The following is a 15188-nucleotide window of genomic DNA, read 5'->3' as shown; positions in this document are numbered from 1 at the left end:
TCACCATGACCGAGTGATGTTCTAGTAGGAGGTCAGGTGGCCGGTCTTCCCCTTCCCGACGAGCTCGCCGCGCGAGCCAGAGAGATCATCGCCGGGCGGCTCGCCCCCGTCCCGGCGCGCGACGCCGCCACGGTGGTGATCCTGCGCGGCTCGGGCCCGCGCGGCGGGCCCGAGGTCTACCTGCTCCGGCGGAAGTCCACGATGGCCTTCGCGGCGGGCGCCTACGTCTTCCCCGGCGGCTCCGTCGATCCACGCGACACCGACCAGGCGGTGGCCTGGGCCGGGCCGTCCCCCAAGGAGTGGGGAGAGGTCTTCCACGCCAGTGAGAACGTGGCGCGCGGGCTGGTGTGCGCGGCCGTGCGGGAGACGTTCGAGGAGTCCGGGGTGCTGCTGGCGGGCCCGGGGCCGGACAGCGTGGTCGAGGACACCACGGGCGACGACTGGGAGGCCGACCGGCTGGCGCTGATCGACCGGAGCCTGGCCTTCGCCGACTTCCTGGCCAAGCGGGGCCTGGTGCTGCGGTCCGACCTGCTCAAGCCGTGGGCCCACTGGATCACGCCGGAGATCGAGCAGCGCAGGTTCGACACCCGGTTCTTCGTGGCGGTGCTGCCCGAGGGGCAGCGCACGCGCGACGTCGGGGGCGAGGCCGACCATGTGGTATGGCGGCGGCCGGCCGAGGCGATCGAGCTGTGGCGCGCGGGCGAGATCTTCCTGATGCCGCCCACCTCGCACACGCTCACCGAGCTGGCCGGGCACGACAGCGTGACGTCCGTGCTGGCCGAGGAGCGGCGGATCACCGCGATCCTGCCGGCGGCCGTGGAGGTCGAGGGGGAGATGAGGTTGATGACGCCGTGAGCGGCCTGCACATCCCGCTCGGCACGCCCGACGGCTCCCGTACCGAGCACGCCGAGAACCTGCTGGCGCCCAACCCGTCCGCCATGACGCTCGACGGCACCAACACCTGGGTCATCGGCACCCGCGACGCGGTCGTGGTCGATCCCGGGCCCGACGACGAGGCGCACCTGCTGCGCGTACGCGACCATCTGGGCGAGCGGCGGGTCACCCAGATCCTGCTCACGCACGGCCACGCCGACCACAGCGGCGGCGCCAAGCGGTTCGCCGAGCTGGTCGACGCCCCCGTACGCGCCCTCGACCCGCGCCACCGGCTCGGCGACGAAGGGCTCGGCGACGGCGACGTGATCACGGTCGACGGCCTGGAGCTGCACGTCCACGCCACGCCCGGCCACTCGTTCGACTCGCTGTGCTTCTGGCTGGCCCAGGATCGGGCCATGCTGACCGGCGACACCGTCCTCGGCCGGGGCACCACGATCATCGCCCAGGACGGCGGCCTCGGCGACTACCTGCGCAGCCTCGACCGGCTGCGGGCGGCGGCCGAGGGCCTGGGGGCGCGGGCGCTGCTGCCCGGCCACGGCCCGGTGCTGCCCGACCCGATCGCGGCCCTCGACGGCTACATCGCCCACCGGCGGCAGCGGCTCGACCAGATCAGGGCGGCGCAGGCGCAGGGCGCGCGCACGCCGCGGGAGGTCGTCGAGATCGTGTACGCCGACGTCGACAGGTCGCTCTGGCCCGCCGCGGAGGTCTCCGTGCGGGCCCAGCTCGACTACCTGGAACGGTTGTAGAGCCGGTCCATGTCGAGGATGACCACGGCCTTGGCCTCGATGCGCAGCCAGCCGCGCTGGGCGAAGTCGGCCAGGGCCTTGTTCACCGTCTCGCGCGAGGCCCCGACGAGCTGGGCCAGCTCCTCCTGGGTGAGGTCGTGGTGCACGCGCATGCCGTCGTCGGTCTTGGCGCCGAACCGCTCGGCCAGGTCGAGGAGCTGCTTGGCGACCCGGCCGGGCACGTCGGTGAAGACCAGGTCGGCCAGCACGTCGTTGGTGCGGCGCAGCCGCTGGGCCAGCGCGCGCAGCAGGTGCAGCGCCACCTCGGGGCGGCCGGTCAGCCACGGGCGCAGGTCGTCGTGGCCCAGACCGGCCAGGCGCACGTCGGTCAGCGCCGTCGCCGTGGCGGTGCGCGGACGCGGGTCGAACAGCGACAGCTCGCCGAACATCTCGCTCGGGCCGAGCACGCTCAGCAGGTTCTCGCGGCCGTCGGGCGACGTGCGGGAAAGTTTGATCTTGCCTTCGAGCACGACGTAGAGCCGGTCGCCGGTCTCGTTCTCGTGGAAGAGGGTCTGTCCCTTGGACAGCTGGACCTCGGTGATGCTCGTCCGCAGCGCCGCGGCGCTCTCGCGGTCGAGCGCGGCGAACAGGGGGGCCTTGCCCAGCACATCTTCGGTGTTCACTCTGCCTCCTCTGCTGCCATTGTGACTCACCCCACTCCAGGCGGCACACACAGGCTATGGGAATGCCCGGGTTAGCCCGGTATTGCCCTGTTGTGTGGCGCACTGAAGTGTATGAACAAATCGGGTGACCTGCTTACTTCCGCAGGAGGTCGTCCACGGAGGCGACCGCCGTCGCCATCGTGTGGCCCAGCAGGACGCGTACGACATGGGCCGCCGAAGGGCGGCCGGCCGGCTCCGGACGGCGGCACCGCTCGACGACGCCGCGCAGCGGCTGCGGCAGCGCGCCGGACCCGCTCGCGAACCTCACCAGCTCGGCCCAGTCCCGCACGTCGGCGGCCGGGCCGCCGCGGCCGGGCGAGCCCTGCACGCCCACCAGCACCTGGCCGCGCGTGCCGAGCGCGACGTTGTCCGGGGTGAGCCGCAGGCCGGTCACGCCGTGGGCGTGCATCCTCGCCATCGCCGCCGCGCTGCCCAGCGCCAGCCGGTGCAGCGCCGCGCCGCGCAACGGCCCGCCCGCGCGGACGAACTCGGTCAGTGACTCGCCCTTGTGCCGATCGCCCATGGTCGCCGCCCTCCAAGCCGCCAGGTTGTACGCGAACGCGGCGTAGAAGGTTCAACCGTTCCCATAGTCTTGCGGCATGGCCACGAACGCGGCGGGGCGCAAGCCGGAGACCCAGCTCGCCCTGGTACGGCGGGCACGCAAGATGAACCGCATCCTCGCCGAGACCTACCCCGACGCCCACTGTGAGCTCGACTTCCGCAACCCGCTGGAGCTCCTGGTCGCCACCATCCTGTCGGCCCAGTGCACCGACAAGCGGGTGAACATGGTGACCCCCACCCTGTTCGCCAAATACCCCACCGTCGAGGACTACGCCGCCGCCGACCGCGCCGAGATGGAAGACATCATCCGCTCGACCGGCTTCTTCCGCGCGAAGACCAACAGCATCATCGGCATGGCCCAGGCCGTGTGCGAGCGTTACCGCGGCGAGGTGCCCGGCCGGCTCAAAGACCTGGTCACCCTGCCCGGCGTGGGCCGCAAGACCGCGAACGTGGTGCTCGGCAACGCGTTCGGCGTGCCGGGGCTGACCGTCGACACGCACTTCCAGCGGCTCGTGCGCCGCTTCGGCTGGACCGAGGAGACCGACCCCGTCAAGATCGAGCACATCGTGGCCGAGCTGCTGCCCCGGCGCGAGTGGACGATCTTCTCCCACCGGGTGATCTGGCACGGCCGCCGCATCTGCCACGCCCGCCGTCCGGCCTGCGGCGTGTGCCCGCTGGCGAACCTGTGCCCCTCCTTCGGCACCGGGCCCACCGGCGAGGCGGAGGCCGAGAAGCTGGTCAGGCCCGGTCCCTTCTCCTGATCCCCGAGCCGCGGGAAGTGATCGAGGCCGTGCCGTGTTGGAGGTTGGCGTGACAGAAGTGCCCGACTGGCTCGAACGGCTGGCGGCGCAGGCCGCGCGCATCACGGTCCCCCGATACCTGCGTCCCCCGGCCGACGGCGGGCGCCCGGCCGCGGTGCTGATGTTGTTCGGCGAGGGCCCGCTCGGCCCCGACGTGCTGCTCATCCAGCGCAGCTCACGCGGGCGCAGGCACGCGGGCCAGCCCGCCTTCCCCGGCGGCGGCGTCGATCCCGGCGACGGCGGCCCGGTCGGCGCGGCCCTGCGCGAGGCGGAGGAGGAGACCGGCGTCGATCCCCGCGGCGTCCGCGTCCTCGGCACGATGCCCGAGCTCTACCTCGATCACAGCGACAACCGGGTCACCCCGGTGTTCGGCTGGTGGCACACGCCGTCCGCCGTGCACGCGGCCTCGCCGGACGAGGTGGAGTCCGTGGAGCGGGTGCCGATCGCCGAACTGGTCGATCCGGGCAACCGGGTCATGTTGCGGCATCCCAGCGGGCTCGCCGGCCCGGCCTTCCACGTGCGGGGCATGCTGGTGTGGGGGTTCACCGCCATGGTGCTCGACGCCGTGCTGCGCGAGGGCGGCCTCGAACGTCCCTGGGACCAGGCGCGGCTGGAGGACCTGCCGGCCGAGGTCGTGCGGCTCGGCCTGCGCGAGCGCACCACTCCGGCCCCCTGACGCAGGACGCCGGGCCAGGGTCGCTCCGGCGCCCTGACGCGGGACGCCGGGCCGAGGTCACTCCGGGGCCCTGAGCGAGACGCCCAGCGAGGCCCAGTCGGCCACGTCGGCGTCGTCGTCGGCGGCCAGGGTGCGCAGCATCTCCAGGCCGGCCCGGTCGGGCGGGTCGCCGAGCACGTGCTGCAGCGCGTACGCGGCCCCGTACCGCACCCGGGCGTCGCCGTGACAGGCCAGGTCGATCACCGAAGGCAGCGAGCGGGGGTCGGCCAGGTGGCCGAAGGCGATCAGCACGGAGTACAGGACCATGGCGTCGTCCTCGCTGGCGGCCAGGTAGCGCAGCACCGGCAGCGTACGGTCCACGAACGGCCGCAGCATGCCCATGATGTCCACCCCGAGCAGGCGCTCGGCCACGTTGTCCGCAGCGCACAGGCGGCGTGCCTCGATGAACGACTCCAGGTCGGCCCGCTGGCGCAGCTGGCAGATCACGTGCCAGCGCAGCGGGCCGTCCGGATCGGTGTCGCTGAGAGCTGCCTGGATGAGATCGCGCACTGTTCCCTCGGCCGGCGGCATACCGCTCAAGATAGCCAGGCGGGTGACGCCGTCCTGGCGGAAGACGTGCACACTTGACCGTATCGCTGGCTACCTTTGAAGCGTGCGCGGTGATCTGCTTGACCTCATATTGATCGGCCTCGTGATCGCCTTCGGCGTATCCGGCTACCGACAGGGCTTCATCATCGGCGCGATGAGCTTCGTGGGGTTCGTGGGCGGCGCCGTGCTCGGCATCTTCATCGCTCCGCCGATCGCCAAGGCCGTCGTCGACGGCGACACCCCGCAGGCGCTGCTCGCGATCGTGATCGTCTTCCTGGCCGCCACGATCGGCCAGTTCGCCTCCTCCACGGTCGGCGCGGTCGTGCGCAGCCACGTGACGTGGGAGCCGGCCAAGATGGCCGACGCGGTGGGCGGCACGTTCGCCAGCGCGCTGTCCGTGCTGGTGATCGCCTGGCTGATCGGGTCGCTGATCGTCTCGACGACGTTCACCCCGCTGGTCGACCAGGTCAAGAACTCCGCGCTGCTGACCACCGTCGACGACGCGATCCCGCAGGCCGCGCGCAACTGGCAGCAGCCGTTCAAGAAGTTCGTCGACAGGTCGGAGTTCCCGCCCGTCTTCGACGCGATCGGCGCCGACACCCTGATCGACGTGCCGCCGCCAGCGCAGAGCATCCTGCAGGGCGCCAAGCTGGGCCGGGCCCAGCGGGCCATCGTCAAGGTCCAGGGCAACGCCGAGAGCTGCAACAAGCACATCGAGGGCACCGGCTTCGTCTACGCCGACGACCGGATCATGACCAACGCGCACGTCGTCGCCGGCGTCACCCGCGATCTCGAGGTCATCGACTACAAGAACGTGCGCCACCCGGCCAAGGTCGTGCGCTACAACCCCCAGCGCGACATCGCGATCCTCTACGTGCCCGGCCTCGACCTGCCGCAGCTCAGCTTCGAGGCCGACGGCAAGCGCGGCGCCAACGCGATCATCGCCGGCTTCCCCAGGGGCAAGGGCTTCACCGCCGAGCCGGCCCGCATCGGCGGCCGCCTCGACGCCGAGGGCCCCGACATCTACCACGGCAGCAACGTCCGGCGGAAGGTCTACGCGATCCGCGGCAAGGTGCTGCCGGGCAACTCCGGCGGCCCGCTGCTCACCGTCGACGGCCGCGTCTACGGCGTGATCTTCGCCGCCGCGGTCAGCGAGAAGGACACCGGTTACGTGCTGACCGCCGAGGAGGTCGCGCCCGACGCCGGCCAGGGCCGGAACGACACCTCCGCGGCCAGCACCCAGGAGTGCGACTAACCGGGCAGCTCGCCCAGGATCAGGGCGATCGCCTCGGCGGGGTCGCTGTCCTGGGTCAGGCCGGTGGCCGCCCTGCCGACGGCGTCGTAGTCGCCGCCGTACGCCTGCGCCCTGGCCGCGCCGCGGCTGAACAGGGTGACCGCGCCGCGGCAGTTGCCGCGCTGGAGGTGCGTCAGGCCGACGCAGATCTGCGCGAGCCCCTGCCACAACTCGCGCTCCTCCTCGGGCGCGCACTTCCAGCGGCCCTCGAAGACCTCGTGGGCGTTGAACGGCAGCCCTTCGGCCAGGAAACGCCGCGCGTCGGCGAGCGCCTGTTCGGTGGTGGGGGCGTAGTCGTCGGGGACCCGGTCGACGCCGGGCGAGCCGTAGGGGAGCGGCCTGCCGTACGCGTCGCGTGGCCTGGCGTTGCGCGGCTTGCCCTGGGGGTCGCGGTCTCTCATCGCTCGCGGGGCTTCCTCATCGGTCGGGCTCGGGGTCGGCCAGCCAGCCGAGCAGCTCGGTGTCGAACACGTCGGGGATCTCTTCGTGGGGGAAATGGCCGGCGCCCTCGAACAGCCGCCAGCGGTAGGGGGCGGCGACGTACCGGCTGGAGCCCTGGGCGGTGCGGGGCAGCACGCACGGGTCGAGCGCGCCGTGCAGGTGCAGCGTCGGCGCCTCGATCTCGGTACGCATGACCCGGGCGTAGCGGCGGCCGTCCGGCCGCAGCTGGGAACGGCCGAACCAGCGGTGGTACTCCAGCGCCGAGTGGGCCACGGCGGGGATCCGGAACGCCTCCCGGTAGGTGCGCGCGGTCTCGGCGTCGGGCCAGCCGGGCGCCGACCAGCTCGTCAGGATGCGGCCGACCAGGGCGGCGTCGTGCCGGGTGAGCCGGCGTTCGGGCAGCAGCGGGAGCTGGTAGCCGAGCGCGTGCCGGCCGGCCTTGAACTGGGCGGGGTCGGTCATCAGCGCGTTGCGCAGCCGCAGCGGGTGCGGCGCCGAGACCGCCACCAGCCGGCGCACGCACTTGGGGTCGAGCACGGCCATCGTCCAGGCCAGCAGGCCGCCCCAGCCGTGCCCGACGACGACCGCGCCGGTCTCGCCCAGCGCGCGGATCAGGCCGGTCGCGTCGGCGGCCAGGGTGGGCAGATCGTAGCCGCGCGGCGGCTTGTCGCTGCCGCCGTAGCCGCGCAGATCGGCGGCGACCGCCCGGAAACCGGCCCGGGCGAGGGAGGTGAGCTGGTTGCGCCAGGTCCACCAGAACTGCGGGAACCCGTGCAGCAGCAGGACCAGCGGCCCCTCGCCGGCCTCCACGACGTGGAAGCGGGTGCCGCCGGCGTGCACGGCCCGGTGTGTCCACGGGCCGTCGATCTGGACGACCGACTCGTCAGGTGCCATCACGACTCACCGGCTGGCCCTCGGGACTGGGCACGGGAAGCGGCTGCTCCTCCGGCGTCGCGATCTCCTTGAGGCCCTTGATCGACCTGGCGGTGCGCTTCATCCCGGCCAGGCCCTTCAGCCGGCGTACGCCGACCAGCACCAGCAGGCCCGCGGCCACCAGGTAGAAGACGGTCACGATGAGGAAGGCCAGCCAGTTGGGCAGCCACTGGGCGAGCACGTACGCGATGGTGAACGAGGCCAGGATCAGGCACAGGTGCGCCATGAACGCGGCGGCGGCGAACAGGCCCGCGGCCATGCCCACCCGCTTGGCGTCGAACTTGAACTCGGCCTTGGCCAGCTCGATCTCGGAGCGGACGAGGTCGGAGATATGGCTGCTGGCCTGGGCGACCAGCGAGCCCAGGGATTCTTCCTCGGGAGTCTGCGGCATGAACGTCTCCTATCGAGGCCTGGTGGCCGTGTCAAACATCCCGTACTGACGGCTGGGCGCCACCGAACACGCCGAGGACGCTGCTACTCACAGAACTACCCGATCGCCCACGATAACGCCGTCCGGTGGAGACAGCTGAGGCGCATGCCCGGTTCGGGCATGCGCCTCAGCTGTCCTGCGGCCTGATCAGTCCTCGGACTTGGCCGCGGGCAGCTTCTCGGAGATGAGGTTCATCACCGTGCTGTCGGCCAGCGTGGTGACGTCGCCGATGCTGCGGTTCTCGGCCACGTCGCGCAGGAGACGACGCATGATCTTGCCGGAGCGGGTCTTCGGCAGCTCGGGGACAACCAAGATCTGCCGCGGCTTGGCGATCGGGCCCAGCGTCTTGGCCACGTGGTCGCGCAGCTCGGCGGCGATGTCGTCGCTCTCCTCCACGCTGCCGCGCAGGATCACGAACGACACGATGGCCTGGCCGGTCACCGGGTCGGTGGCGCCGACCACGGCCGCCTCGGCGACCTTGGGGTGGCTCACCAGCGCGCTCTCCACCTCGGTGGTGGAGATGTTGTGGCCGGAGACGAGCATGACGTCGTCGACGCGGCCGAGCAGCCACAGGTCGCCGTCCTCGTCCTTCTTCGCGCCGTCGCCGGGGAAGTACATGCCCTCGAAACGCGACCAGTACGTGTCGATGTAGCGCTGGTCGTCGCCCCAGATCGTGCGCAGCATGGAGGGCCACGGCTCGCGCACCACGAGGAAGCCGCCGCCGCCGTTGGGCACGCTGTTGCCCTGGTCGTCGACCACGTCGGCGTTGATGCCCGGCAGCGGCCGCATCGCCGCGCCCGGCTTGGCCGAGGTGACGCCCGGCAGCGGGCTGATCATGATCGCGCCGGTCTCCGTCTGCCACCAGGTGTCCACGACCGGGCAGCGGTCGTGGCCGATGTTCTCCCGGTACCAGACGTAGGCCTCGGGGTTGATCGGCTCGCCGACCGAGCCCAGGACGCGCAGGCTGGACATGTCGAACTTGGCGGGGATGTCGTCGCCCCACTTCATGAACGTCCGGATCGCCGTGGGGGCGGTGTAGAGGATCGTGACCTTGTACTTCTGCACGATCTCCCAGAACCGGCCGCGGTGCGGGGTGTCCGGGGTGCCCTCGTAGATGACGCTGGTCGCGCCGTTGGCGAGGGGGCCGTAGACGATGTAGGAATGGCCGGTGACCCAGCCGATGTCGGCCGTGCACCAGTAGATGTCGGTCTCGGGCTTGAGGTCGAAGACCGCGTGGTGCGTATAGGCGGTCTGGGTGAGGTAGCCGCCGGTCGTGTGCAGGATGCCCTTGGGCTTACCGGTGGTGCCGCTGGTGTAGAGGATGTACAGCGGGTCCTCGGCGTCGTGGGGCTCGGCGGCGTGCTGGTCGCTCTGGCGCTCGACCAGGTCGTGCCACCACACGTCCTTCTCGCCCACCGCGACGTCCTGGCCGGTACGCCGTACGACGAGCACGTTCTCCACCTGGGGGCACTCGGCGACGGCCTCGTCCACGGTGGGCTTGAGCGCGCTCGGCTTGCCGCGGCGGTAGCCGCCGTCGGCCGTGATCACGAGCTTGGCGTCGGCGTCGTCGATGCGGCTCTTGAGCGCGCCGGCGGAGAAGCCGCCGAACACCACCGAGTGGATCGCGCCGATGCGGGCGCAGGCCAGCATCGCGATCGGCAGCTCGGGGATCATCGGCATGTAGATGGCCACCCGGTCGCCCTTGCCCACGCCGAGCTCCTGCAGGGCGTTGGCGGCCTTGCTGACCTCGGTCTTGAGGTCGTTGTAGGTGAGCGTGCGGCTGTCGCCCTCGGGCTCGCCCTCCCAGTGGTAGGCGACCTTGTCGCCGCGTCCCTCCTCGACGTGCCGGTCGACGCAGTTGTAGGCGACGTTGAGCTCGCCGCCGACGAACCACTTGGCGAACGGCGCGTTCCACTCCAGCGTCGTGTCCCACCGCCTGGCCCAGGTCAGCCGCTCGGCCGCGCGCTCCCAGAAGGCGAGACGGTCGGCGTCGGCCTCGGCGTAGGCGGCGGCGGTCACGTTCGCGGCCGCGGCCAGCTCAGCCGGTGGTGCGAACCGGCGGTTCTCCTGCAGCAGGTTGGACAGCGCCTGGGTCTCGTTGCCAGGGGTCTCCGGGGCCACTTCGTGCTCCTTCTATGGCCAGGTGGGATAGGTCGGGTCCCACTTCACCAGCTCACGGCCTCCCCACACAAGAGGTCTAGACAGGTCTGTACCGATTCGCGTGGGTGGCCGCACGATTATCAGCTCGCATGACAAACGCAATTGAACTGTTGTCATCCTGAAATCAGGAGAATATGCGGTTCGGCGTGGCGGGAAAAAGCGGGGGGTGCCGTAGCGCCTAATCCGGCGGCGGTCCGGTCCATGGCGAGGGGCGGCGTGGCGCCTCATATGGCGGTGGCCGTGGTCTCGGGCGGGCATGACGTGATGCCTTTTGCGGCGGCGGTGTGACCCAGGGCAGGGCATGGTGTGGTGCCATTTGCGGCGGTGGTGTGGCCCGTGGCGGGGCATGGCGTGATGCCTTTCGCGGCGGTGGTGTGGCCCATGGTGGGGCACGGTGTACCCGCCGGTAAGGTCGGTTTCCGTGAGTGACCCATTGGCCGTCATCGCGCGGTTCCCAGGCGTGTCCGAGGCGGTTGACGAGGCCCGGCAGGCCGTCGACAGGCTCTATCGGCATCGCGTCCTGCGCCGGGCGAGCCCGGCGGTGTCCACCGAGTCGTCCCTGCGCGGCGCGCGGGCCTCGGCCGCGATCGAGGGCGCCGACGTTCCGCTGGACGCGCTGCGCCGCGACGAGGTGCACGACCCGCTGGTCCAGGGGGCGCTGCGGGCGTCCGCGGAGATGGGCCGGCTCGGCGCCACCTGGCGGAAGGCGCCGAGGCAGGTGCTGGCCCGCCTGCACACCGTCGCCGCCGCGGGACTCGCCGACCAGCCCGACCTGGGACGTCCCCGTACGGACGACTCCGCCCCCGACCCGCTCGGGCTCGGCCCCGCGCCGGGGGCCGCGGAGACCGCGACGCGGATGGAGGCCCTGCTCCGGCTGCTGGAAGGGGCGGGCAAGGCCCCGGCGATCGTGCTGGCCGCCGTGGTGCACGCCGAGCTGGCGGTGCTGCGTCCGTTCGGTACGTGCGACGGCGTCGTGGCCCGCTCGGCGGAGCGGCTGACCCTGGTCGAGTACGGGCTCGACCCGAAGTCGCTGGTCGTCGTGGAGATCGGGCACCTGGAGCTGCCGTACGCGGAGGCGCTGCGGGCGTACCTGACCGGCACCCCCGAGGGCGTCGGTCAGTGGGTACAACACTGTGCCTCGGCGGTAAGCCTGGGGGTGCGGGAGACGACCGCGATCTGCGAAGCGATGCAGCGGGGCTGACGGACGGGCTGGTCACATAGCTGACGGCGTCTCGTGCGAGACGCCGTCTGCCGGTGCATCACACCGGGTTACCAAGCGTGCACCTCAATTCGTCGGAGCGGGTCAAGCCCGTCACGACGCGCCTCCCGCGGCTGGTCGCACGTGGGTGCCCGGCTGATGCACCCGGACAAGTGGTCCGTAACACCTTTCTACGTCGGATCCCCCCTGATGGGAACCCCTTGGCACAAGACCTTTACCGGGCCCTGGGGCGGTCGGGAGGGTTCCGTTGCGGCGCCCGCGAACGCCAACCCGTTACCTACCTGTGACGATTACGGACAGTGATCGCCTTTATGCGATCGTTATGGGGTGGCGAAAAAACTTGGCGAAAATGCCAGATTACTGCTCGACGAAACTCGAGTGGATCGGGCAGCATACGGTGGTATCGCCCGAAACTGGAGCGACTGAGTGAGGGATTGCTTTGCAAGTCTCTTGCCATGCTCCGGTGAAGTGATGAAAGCTTTCTTCTGAAACGGGACCGGCTCTACCCCCCCGGAGCCGGACCGATCAGGCGACCCCCGCTCTCCCCCCCGGCGGGGGTCGCCCTTTTTCCGCCCCAGGTCGTCTCGGGCTCACCGGTTGTCCACAGGCGGCACGTGCCTCGGCGCCGCCGTCCACAGAATCCCGTTCGCCCTCTCGCGACGTCCCTCCTCACCGGCAGGGTTGGCCTCCCACGCCCCCGCAAGAGGAGGACCCCGTGCACCGCCCCCTGGTCATCACCGAGGACCACGACCTCCTCGACGACCTGGTCCGCATCGCGGCCGCCGCCGGCGCCCAGCTCGACGTGGCCCAGTCCCCCGCCGGCGCGCGCCCCTACTGGAACCTCGCCCCCCTGGTCGCCGTCGGCCCCGACCAGGCCGACGCGCTCTCCGCCACCTCGCCGCCCGCCCGCGACCAGGTGCTCCTGGTGACCCGCGTCCCCGACGACCCCGACACCTGGCGAAAATGCGTGGCCGTGGGCGCCCAGGGCGTCGTCCGCCTGCCCGGCGACGAGCGCCACCTCGTGGAGCGTCTCGCCGACGCCATGGAGCCCGAACCCCGGTCCGGCGCGGTGACCTGCGTCGTCGGCGGCCACGGCGGGGCGGGCGCGAGCGTGGTCGCCGCCTGCCTGGCCCTGCGCGCCTCGGGCGACCGCCTCCGTACGCTGCTGGTCGACGCCGACCCGCTGGGCGGCGGCATCGACGCGCTGCTCGGCCACGAGGAGGCGGCGGGCGCCCGCTGGGGCGACCTCGTGGCGAGGGAGGGAAGGATCAGCTCCACCGCCCTGCGGGCGGCGCTCCCGTCGTTCGGCGACCTCGCGGTCCTGTCCTTCCACCGGGGCGCGGTGGCCGCGATCCCGTCCCAGGCCATGCGCTCGGTCCTGGAAGCGGGCCGGCGCGGCTTCGACCTGATCGTCGTCGACCTGCCACGCCATCTCGACCCGTCCGCCGTGGAAGCCCTCACCAGGGCGACCACGACCCTGACGGTCACCACGGCAGACCTGCGCGGCATCCTGTCCACCGTCCAGGTCCTGGGGGAGCTCCGCAAACACACCTCCGACGTGCGGGCCGTCCTCCGTCCCGGCGTCCTCGACGAGGAGACGGCCGCGGCGTCCCTTGGCATCCCCGTCGCCGCCCGCCTGCCCGACCACCCGAGGCTCACCGCCACCCTCAACCGCGGCGAGCTGCCCGGGCTCGGCCCGCGCACGGTCCTCGGCGCCCTCTGCGCCGTCCTCCTCCGCGACCTGCTCCCGGCATGAGCGCCGCAGAGGAGGTCTCGCCGGAGCTCGTGGAGGCCGTCCGCATCCGCCTGGCGCGCGCCGGTGTGGAGCCGACGGCGGCCCAGGTGGCCGTGGCGCTCCGGGCCGAACGCTCGGTCTACGGAGACGCCGAGATCCTGGCGGTGGCCCGCGCCCTGTGCGCCGACCTGATCGGCGCCGGCCCGCTGGAGCCGCTCCTGGCCCGCCCCGACGTCACCGACGTCCTGGTCAACGGCCCACGCGAGGTGTGGATCGACGACGGCGGCGGCCTGCGCCGCACCTCCGTCACCTTCACGGACGACGGGGCGGTCCGCAGGCTGGCCCAGCGCCTCGCGGCCGCCGCCGGTCGCCGGCTCGACGACGCGTCCCCCTACGTCGACGCGCGGCTGGCCGGTGGCGTCCGGCTGCACGCCGTACTGCCGCCGATCGCGTCCGGTGGCACCTGCGTGTCGCTGCGTCTGCCGCCGCGCCGCACCTTCACCCTGTCCGACCTGGTGTCGGCCGGCACGATCGCCCCGGCGGCCGTCACGGTGCTGACGGCGATGGTCGACGCCCGGCTCGCCTTCCTCGTCACCGGAGGCACCGGCACGGGCAAGACCACGCTCCTGTCGGCCCTGCTGTCCCAGGCCGACCCGGCCGAACGGCTCCTGCTGGTGGAGGACTCCGCCGAGCTGCGCCCTCTGCACCCCCACGTGGTCCGTCTGGAGACCCGCCCGGCCAACCTCGAAGGAGCGGGCGGGGTGGGCCTGCGCGACCTGGTGCGCCAGGCGTTGCGCATGCGTCCCGACCGTCTCGTGGTGGGCGAGGTCAGGGGAGCGGAGGTCGTCGACCTGCTCGCCGCCCTGAACACCGGCCACGAGGGCGGCTGCGGCACCCTGCACGCCAACGCCGCGGCCGACGTGCCGCCCCGCCTGGAAGCCCTCGGCTGCGCGGCTGGGCTGACCAGGGAGGCCGTGCACAGCCAGCTGGCCGCGGCCCTCGACGTGGTCGTCCACCTGACCCGCACCCGCAGCGACGGCCGAAGGCGCGTCGCCGAGATCTGCCTGCTCTCCAGAACCCCGGCCGGCCTCGTCGAATCGGTCCCCGCCCTCACCTTCGCCGCGAACGGCTCCTCCCACACCGGCCCCGGCTACGAATCCCTGCTGCGCAGGGCATCGTGAAGGCCTCCGGGCGATGACCGCCGCGCTCGTCTCAGCCTTGTCCACAGCCTGCGCCATCTGGCTGTGGACCGGCCCCGCCACGCCCGCCCGCCGCCTGCACGCGCTCCTGACCGCTCGCCATCGCCGTCTCCCATGGCAACACCTGCTGCGGGCCACCCTCACCCGCCCCGGTCCCGCCCGCCGCGCCGACTCCTGGCGCCGGGCCTCCATAGAGCTGTGCCAGTCGCTCTCGGCCGAGCTCGCCGCGGGCCGCACCCCCGGCGAAGCCCTGACCCGGGCCATCACGACAGTCGACTTCCCCGACCCGGAAGCCCTGCGCCCCGCCCTGGCCGCCGCGCGAGACGGCGGCGACGTCTCCGCGGCCCTCACGGCGGCGGCGCCGGCTCAGGGCGGCGAGGGCCTCCGCCGGCTCGCGGCCTGCTGGGACGTCAGCCTCACCGTGGGCGCCGGCATGTCCGCCCTCGTCGAACGAGTCGGCGGCACGCTCCGCGCCGCCCAGACCCACCGCCAGGACGTCGCCGCCCAACTGGCGGGCCCCCGCACGACGGCCCGGATGCTCGCGGGCCTGCCGGTCCTCGGCCTGCTCATGGCGGGAGCGCTCGACATGCATCCGCTGAGCTTCCTGTTCGGCACCTGGCCGGGCCTGCTCTGCCTCCTGTCCGGCACCGCCCTCGACGCCTGCGGCCTGTGGTGGACCCACCGCATGGCCACCAAAGCCCAACCCTGACCCCGCCACGCCTTCGACACCTGTAGGCCAGTACTCCTGCGTGATCTGTAGGCCGGCACTTCTGCGTGATCTGTAGGCCGCTACTCCGGCGTGATCTGTAAG

The 15188-nt window shown here is 72.2% G+C and carries 16 protein-coding genes; 9 read left to right on the top strand and 7 right to left on the bottom strand.

Features of this window, described 5'->3' with window-relative positions:
• The first annotated feature begins 36 nt into the window (after positions 1–36).
• Positions 37–855, top strand: a complete 819-nt coding sequence (locus AB0J76_RS02840) for an NUDIX hydrolase (protein WP_352321374.1) — start codon at positions 37–39, stop codon at positions 853–855.
• The gene (locus AB0J76_RS02835; RefSeq protein ID WP_352321376.1) at positions 852–1640 is read left to right on the top strand and encodes an MBL fold metallo-hydrolase; all 789 of its coding nucleotides are present in this window, start codon (positions 852–854) and stop codon (positions 1638–1640) included. Before AB0J76_RS02840 ends, AB0J76_RS02835 begins: the two co-directional genes overlap by 4 nt.
• On the opposite strand, the gene AB0J76_RS02830 is transcribed toward AB0J76_RS02835, so the two are convergent.
• Together AB0J76_RS02830 and AB0J76_RS02825 are read right to left on the bottom strand one after the other, a co-directional pair.
• Positions 1622–2302, bottom strand: coding sequence for a Crp/Fnr family transcriptional regulator (locus AB0J76_RS02830; RefSeq protein ID WP_352321378.1), 681 nt, complete (start codon positions 2300–2302; stop codon positions 1622–1624). The genes AB0J76_RS02835 and AB0J76_RS02830 overlap by 19 nt on opposite strands.
• A 133-nt stretch (positions 2303–2435) precedes the next feature.
• The gene (locus AB0J76_RS02825) at positions 2436–2864 is read right to left on the bottom strand and encodes a hypothetical protein (protein WP_352321380.1); all 429 of its coding nucleotides are present in this window, start codon (positions 2862–2864) and stop codon (positions 2436–2438) included.
• A gap of 76 nt (positions 2865–2940) precedes the next feature.
• Between AB0J76_RS02825 and nth the strand changes: the two genes are divergently transcribed.
• Together nth and AB0J76_RS02815 are read left to right on the top strand one after the other, a co-directional pair.
• Positions 2941–3663: an endonuclease III gene (nth, locus tag AB0J76_RS02820; protein WP_352321382.1), complete on the top strand. Its 723-nt coding sequence runs from the start codon at positions 2941–2943 to the stop codon at positions 3661–3663.
• 49 nt (positions 3664–3712) lie between these two features.
• The gene (locus tag AB0J76_RS02815) at positions 3713–4378 is read left to right on the top strand and encodes a CoA pyrophosphatase (protein ID WP_352321383.1); all 666 of its coding nucleotides are present in this window, start codon (positions 3713–3715) and stop codon (positions 4376–4378) included.
• Positions 4379–4435: 57 nt separating this feature from the next.
• Here AB0J76_RS02815 and AB0J76_RS02810 read toward each other — a convergent pair whose 3' ends face one another.
• Entirely contained in the window at positions 4436–4927 is a 492-nt protein-coding gene (locus tag AB0J76_RS02810; protein ID WP_352321385.1) for a HEAT repeat domain-containing protein, read from the bottom strand.
• A 103-nt stretch (positions 4928–5030) separates the two neighbouring features.
• On the opposite strand from AB0J76_RS02810, the gene AB0J76_RS02805 reads away from it, so the two are divergent.
• On the top strand, positions 5031–6221 hold the full coding sequence (locus tag AB0J76_RS02805) for a MarP family serine protease (protein WP_352321387.1): 1191 nt from the start codon (positions 5031–5033) through the stop codon (positions 6219–6221).
• Here AB0J76_RS02805 and AB0J76_RS02800 read toward each other — a convergent pair.
• The 4 genes from AB0J76_RS02800 to acs form a co-directional block, all read right to left on the bottom strand.
• Positions 6218–6661: a DUF309 domain-containing protein gene (locus AB0J76_RS02800; protein ID WP_352321389.1), complete on the bottom strand. Its 444-nt coding sequence runs from the start codon at positions 6659–6661 to the stop codon at positions 6218–6220. The genes AB0J76_RS02805 and AB0J76_RS02800 overlap by 4 nt on opposite strands.
• Positions 6662–6677: 16 nt before the next feature.
• Complete coding sequence (locus AB0J76_RS02795; protein WP_352321390.1) at positions 6678–7595, bottom strand: alpha/beta hydrolase; 918 nt, start codon at positions 7593–7595, stop codon at positions 6678–6680.
• Entirely contained in the window at positions 7585–8025 is a 441-nt protein-coding gene (locus AB0J76_RS02790) for a phage holin family protein (RefSeq protein ID WP_352321392.1), read from the bottom strand. The genes AB0J76_RS02795 and AB0J76_RS02790 overlap by 11 nt, the downstream gene beginning before the upstream one ends.
• Positions 8026–8211: 186 nt before the next feature.
• Positions 8212–10185 (bottom strand): acetate--CoA ligase, encoded by a 1974-nt coding sequence (gene acs / locus AB0J76_RS02785; protein WP_352319202.1) that lies wholly within the window; start codon positions 10183–10185, stop codon positions 8212–8214.
• Positions 10186–10645: 460 nt separating this feature from the next.
• On the opposite strand from acs, the gene AB0J76_RS02780 reads away from it, so the two are divergent.
• The 4 genes from AB0J76_RS02780 to AB0J76_RS02765 all read left to right on the top strand — a co-directional run bounded on the left by AB0J76_RS02780 (position 10646) and on the right by AB0J76_RS02765 (position 15086).
• Positions 10646–11425, top strand: a complete 780-nt coding sequence (locus AB0J76_RS02780) for an oxidoreductase (RefSeq protein ID WP_352319200.1) — start codon at positions 10646–10648, stop codon at positions 11423–11425.
• A 733-nt stretch (positions 11426–12158) separates the two neighbouring features.
• Positions 12159–13199, top strand: a complete 1041-nt coding sequence (gene ssd, locus AB0J76_RS02775; protein ID WP_352319198.1) for a septum site-determining protein Ssd — start codon at positions 12159–12161, stop codon at positions 13197–13199.
• The gene (locus tag AB0J76_RS02770; RefSeq protein ID WP_352319196.1) at positions 13196–14359 is read left to right on the top strand and encodes a TadA family conjugal transfer-associated ATPase; all 1164 of its coding nucleotides are present in this window, start codon (positions 13196–13198) and stop codon (positions 14357–14359) included. Before ssd ends, AB0J76_RS02770 begins: the two co-directional genes overlap by 4 nt.
• A gap of 37 nt (positions 14360–14396) precedes the next feature.
• Positions 14397–15086: a type II secretion system F family protein gene (locus AB0J76_RS02765; RefSeq protein WP_352319194.1), complete on the top strand. Its 690-nt coding sequence runs from the start codon at positions 14397–14399 to the stop codon at positions 15084–15086.
• The last annotated feature ends 102 nt before the right edge of the window (positions 15087–15188 follow it).

This window comes from Nonomuraea sp. NPDC049624 (genome assembly GCF_040675255.1).
Classification (GTDB): domain Bacteria; phylum Actinomycetota; class Actinomycetes; order Streptosporangiales; family Streptosporangiaceae; genus Nonomuraea.
The sequence above is the reverse complement of the archived record's forward strand: the minus strand, read 5'-3'. Positions and strand labels throughout refer to the sequence as shown.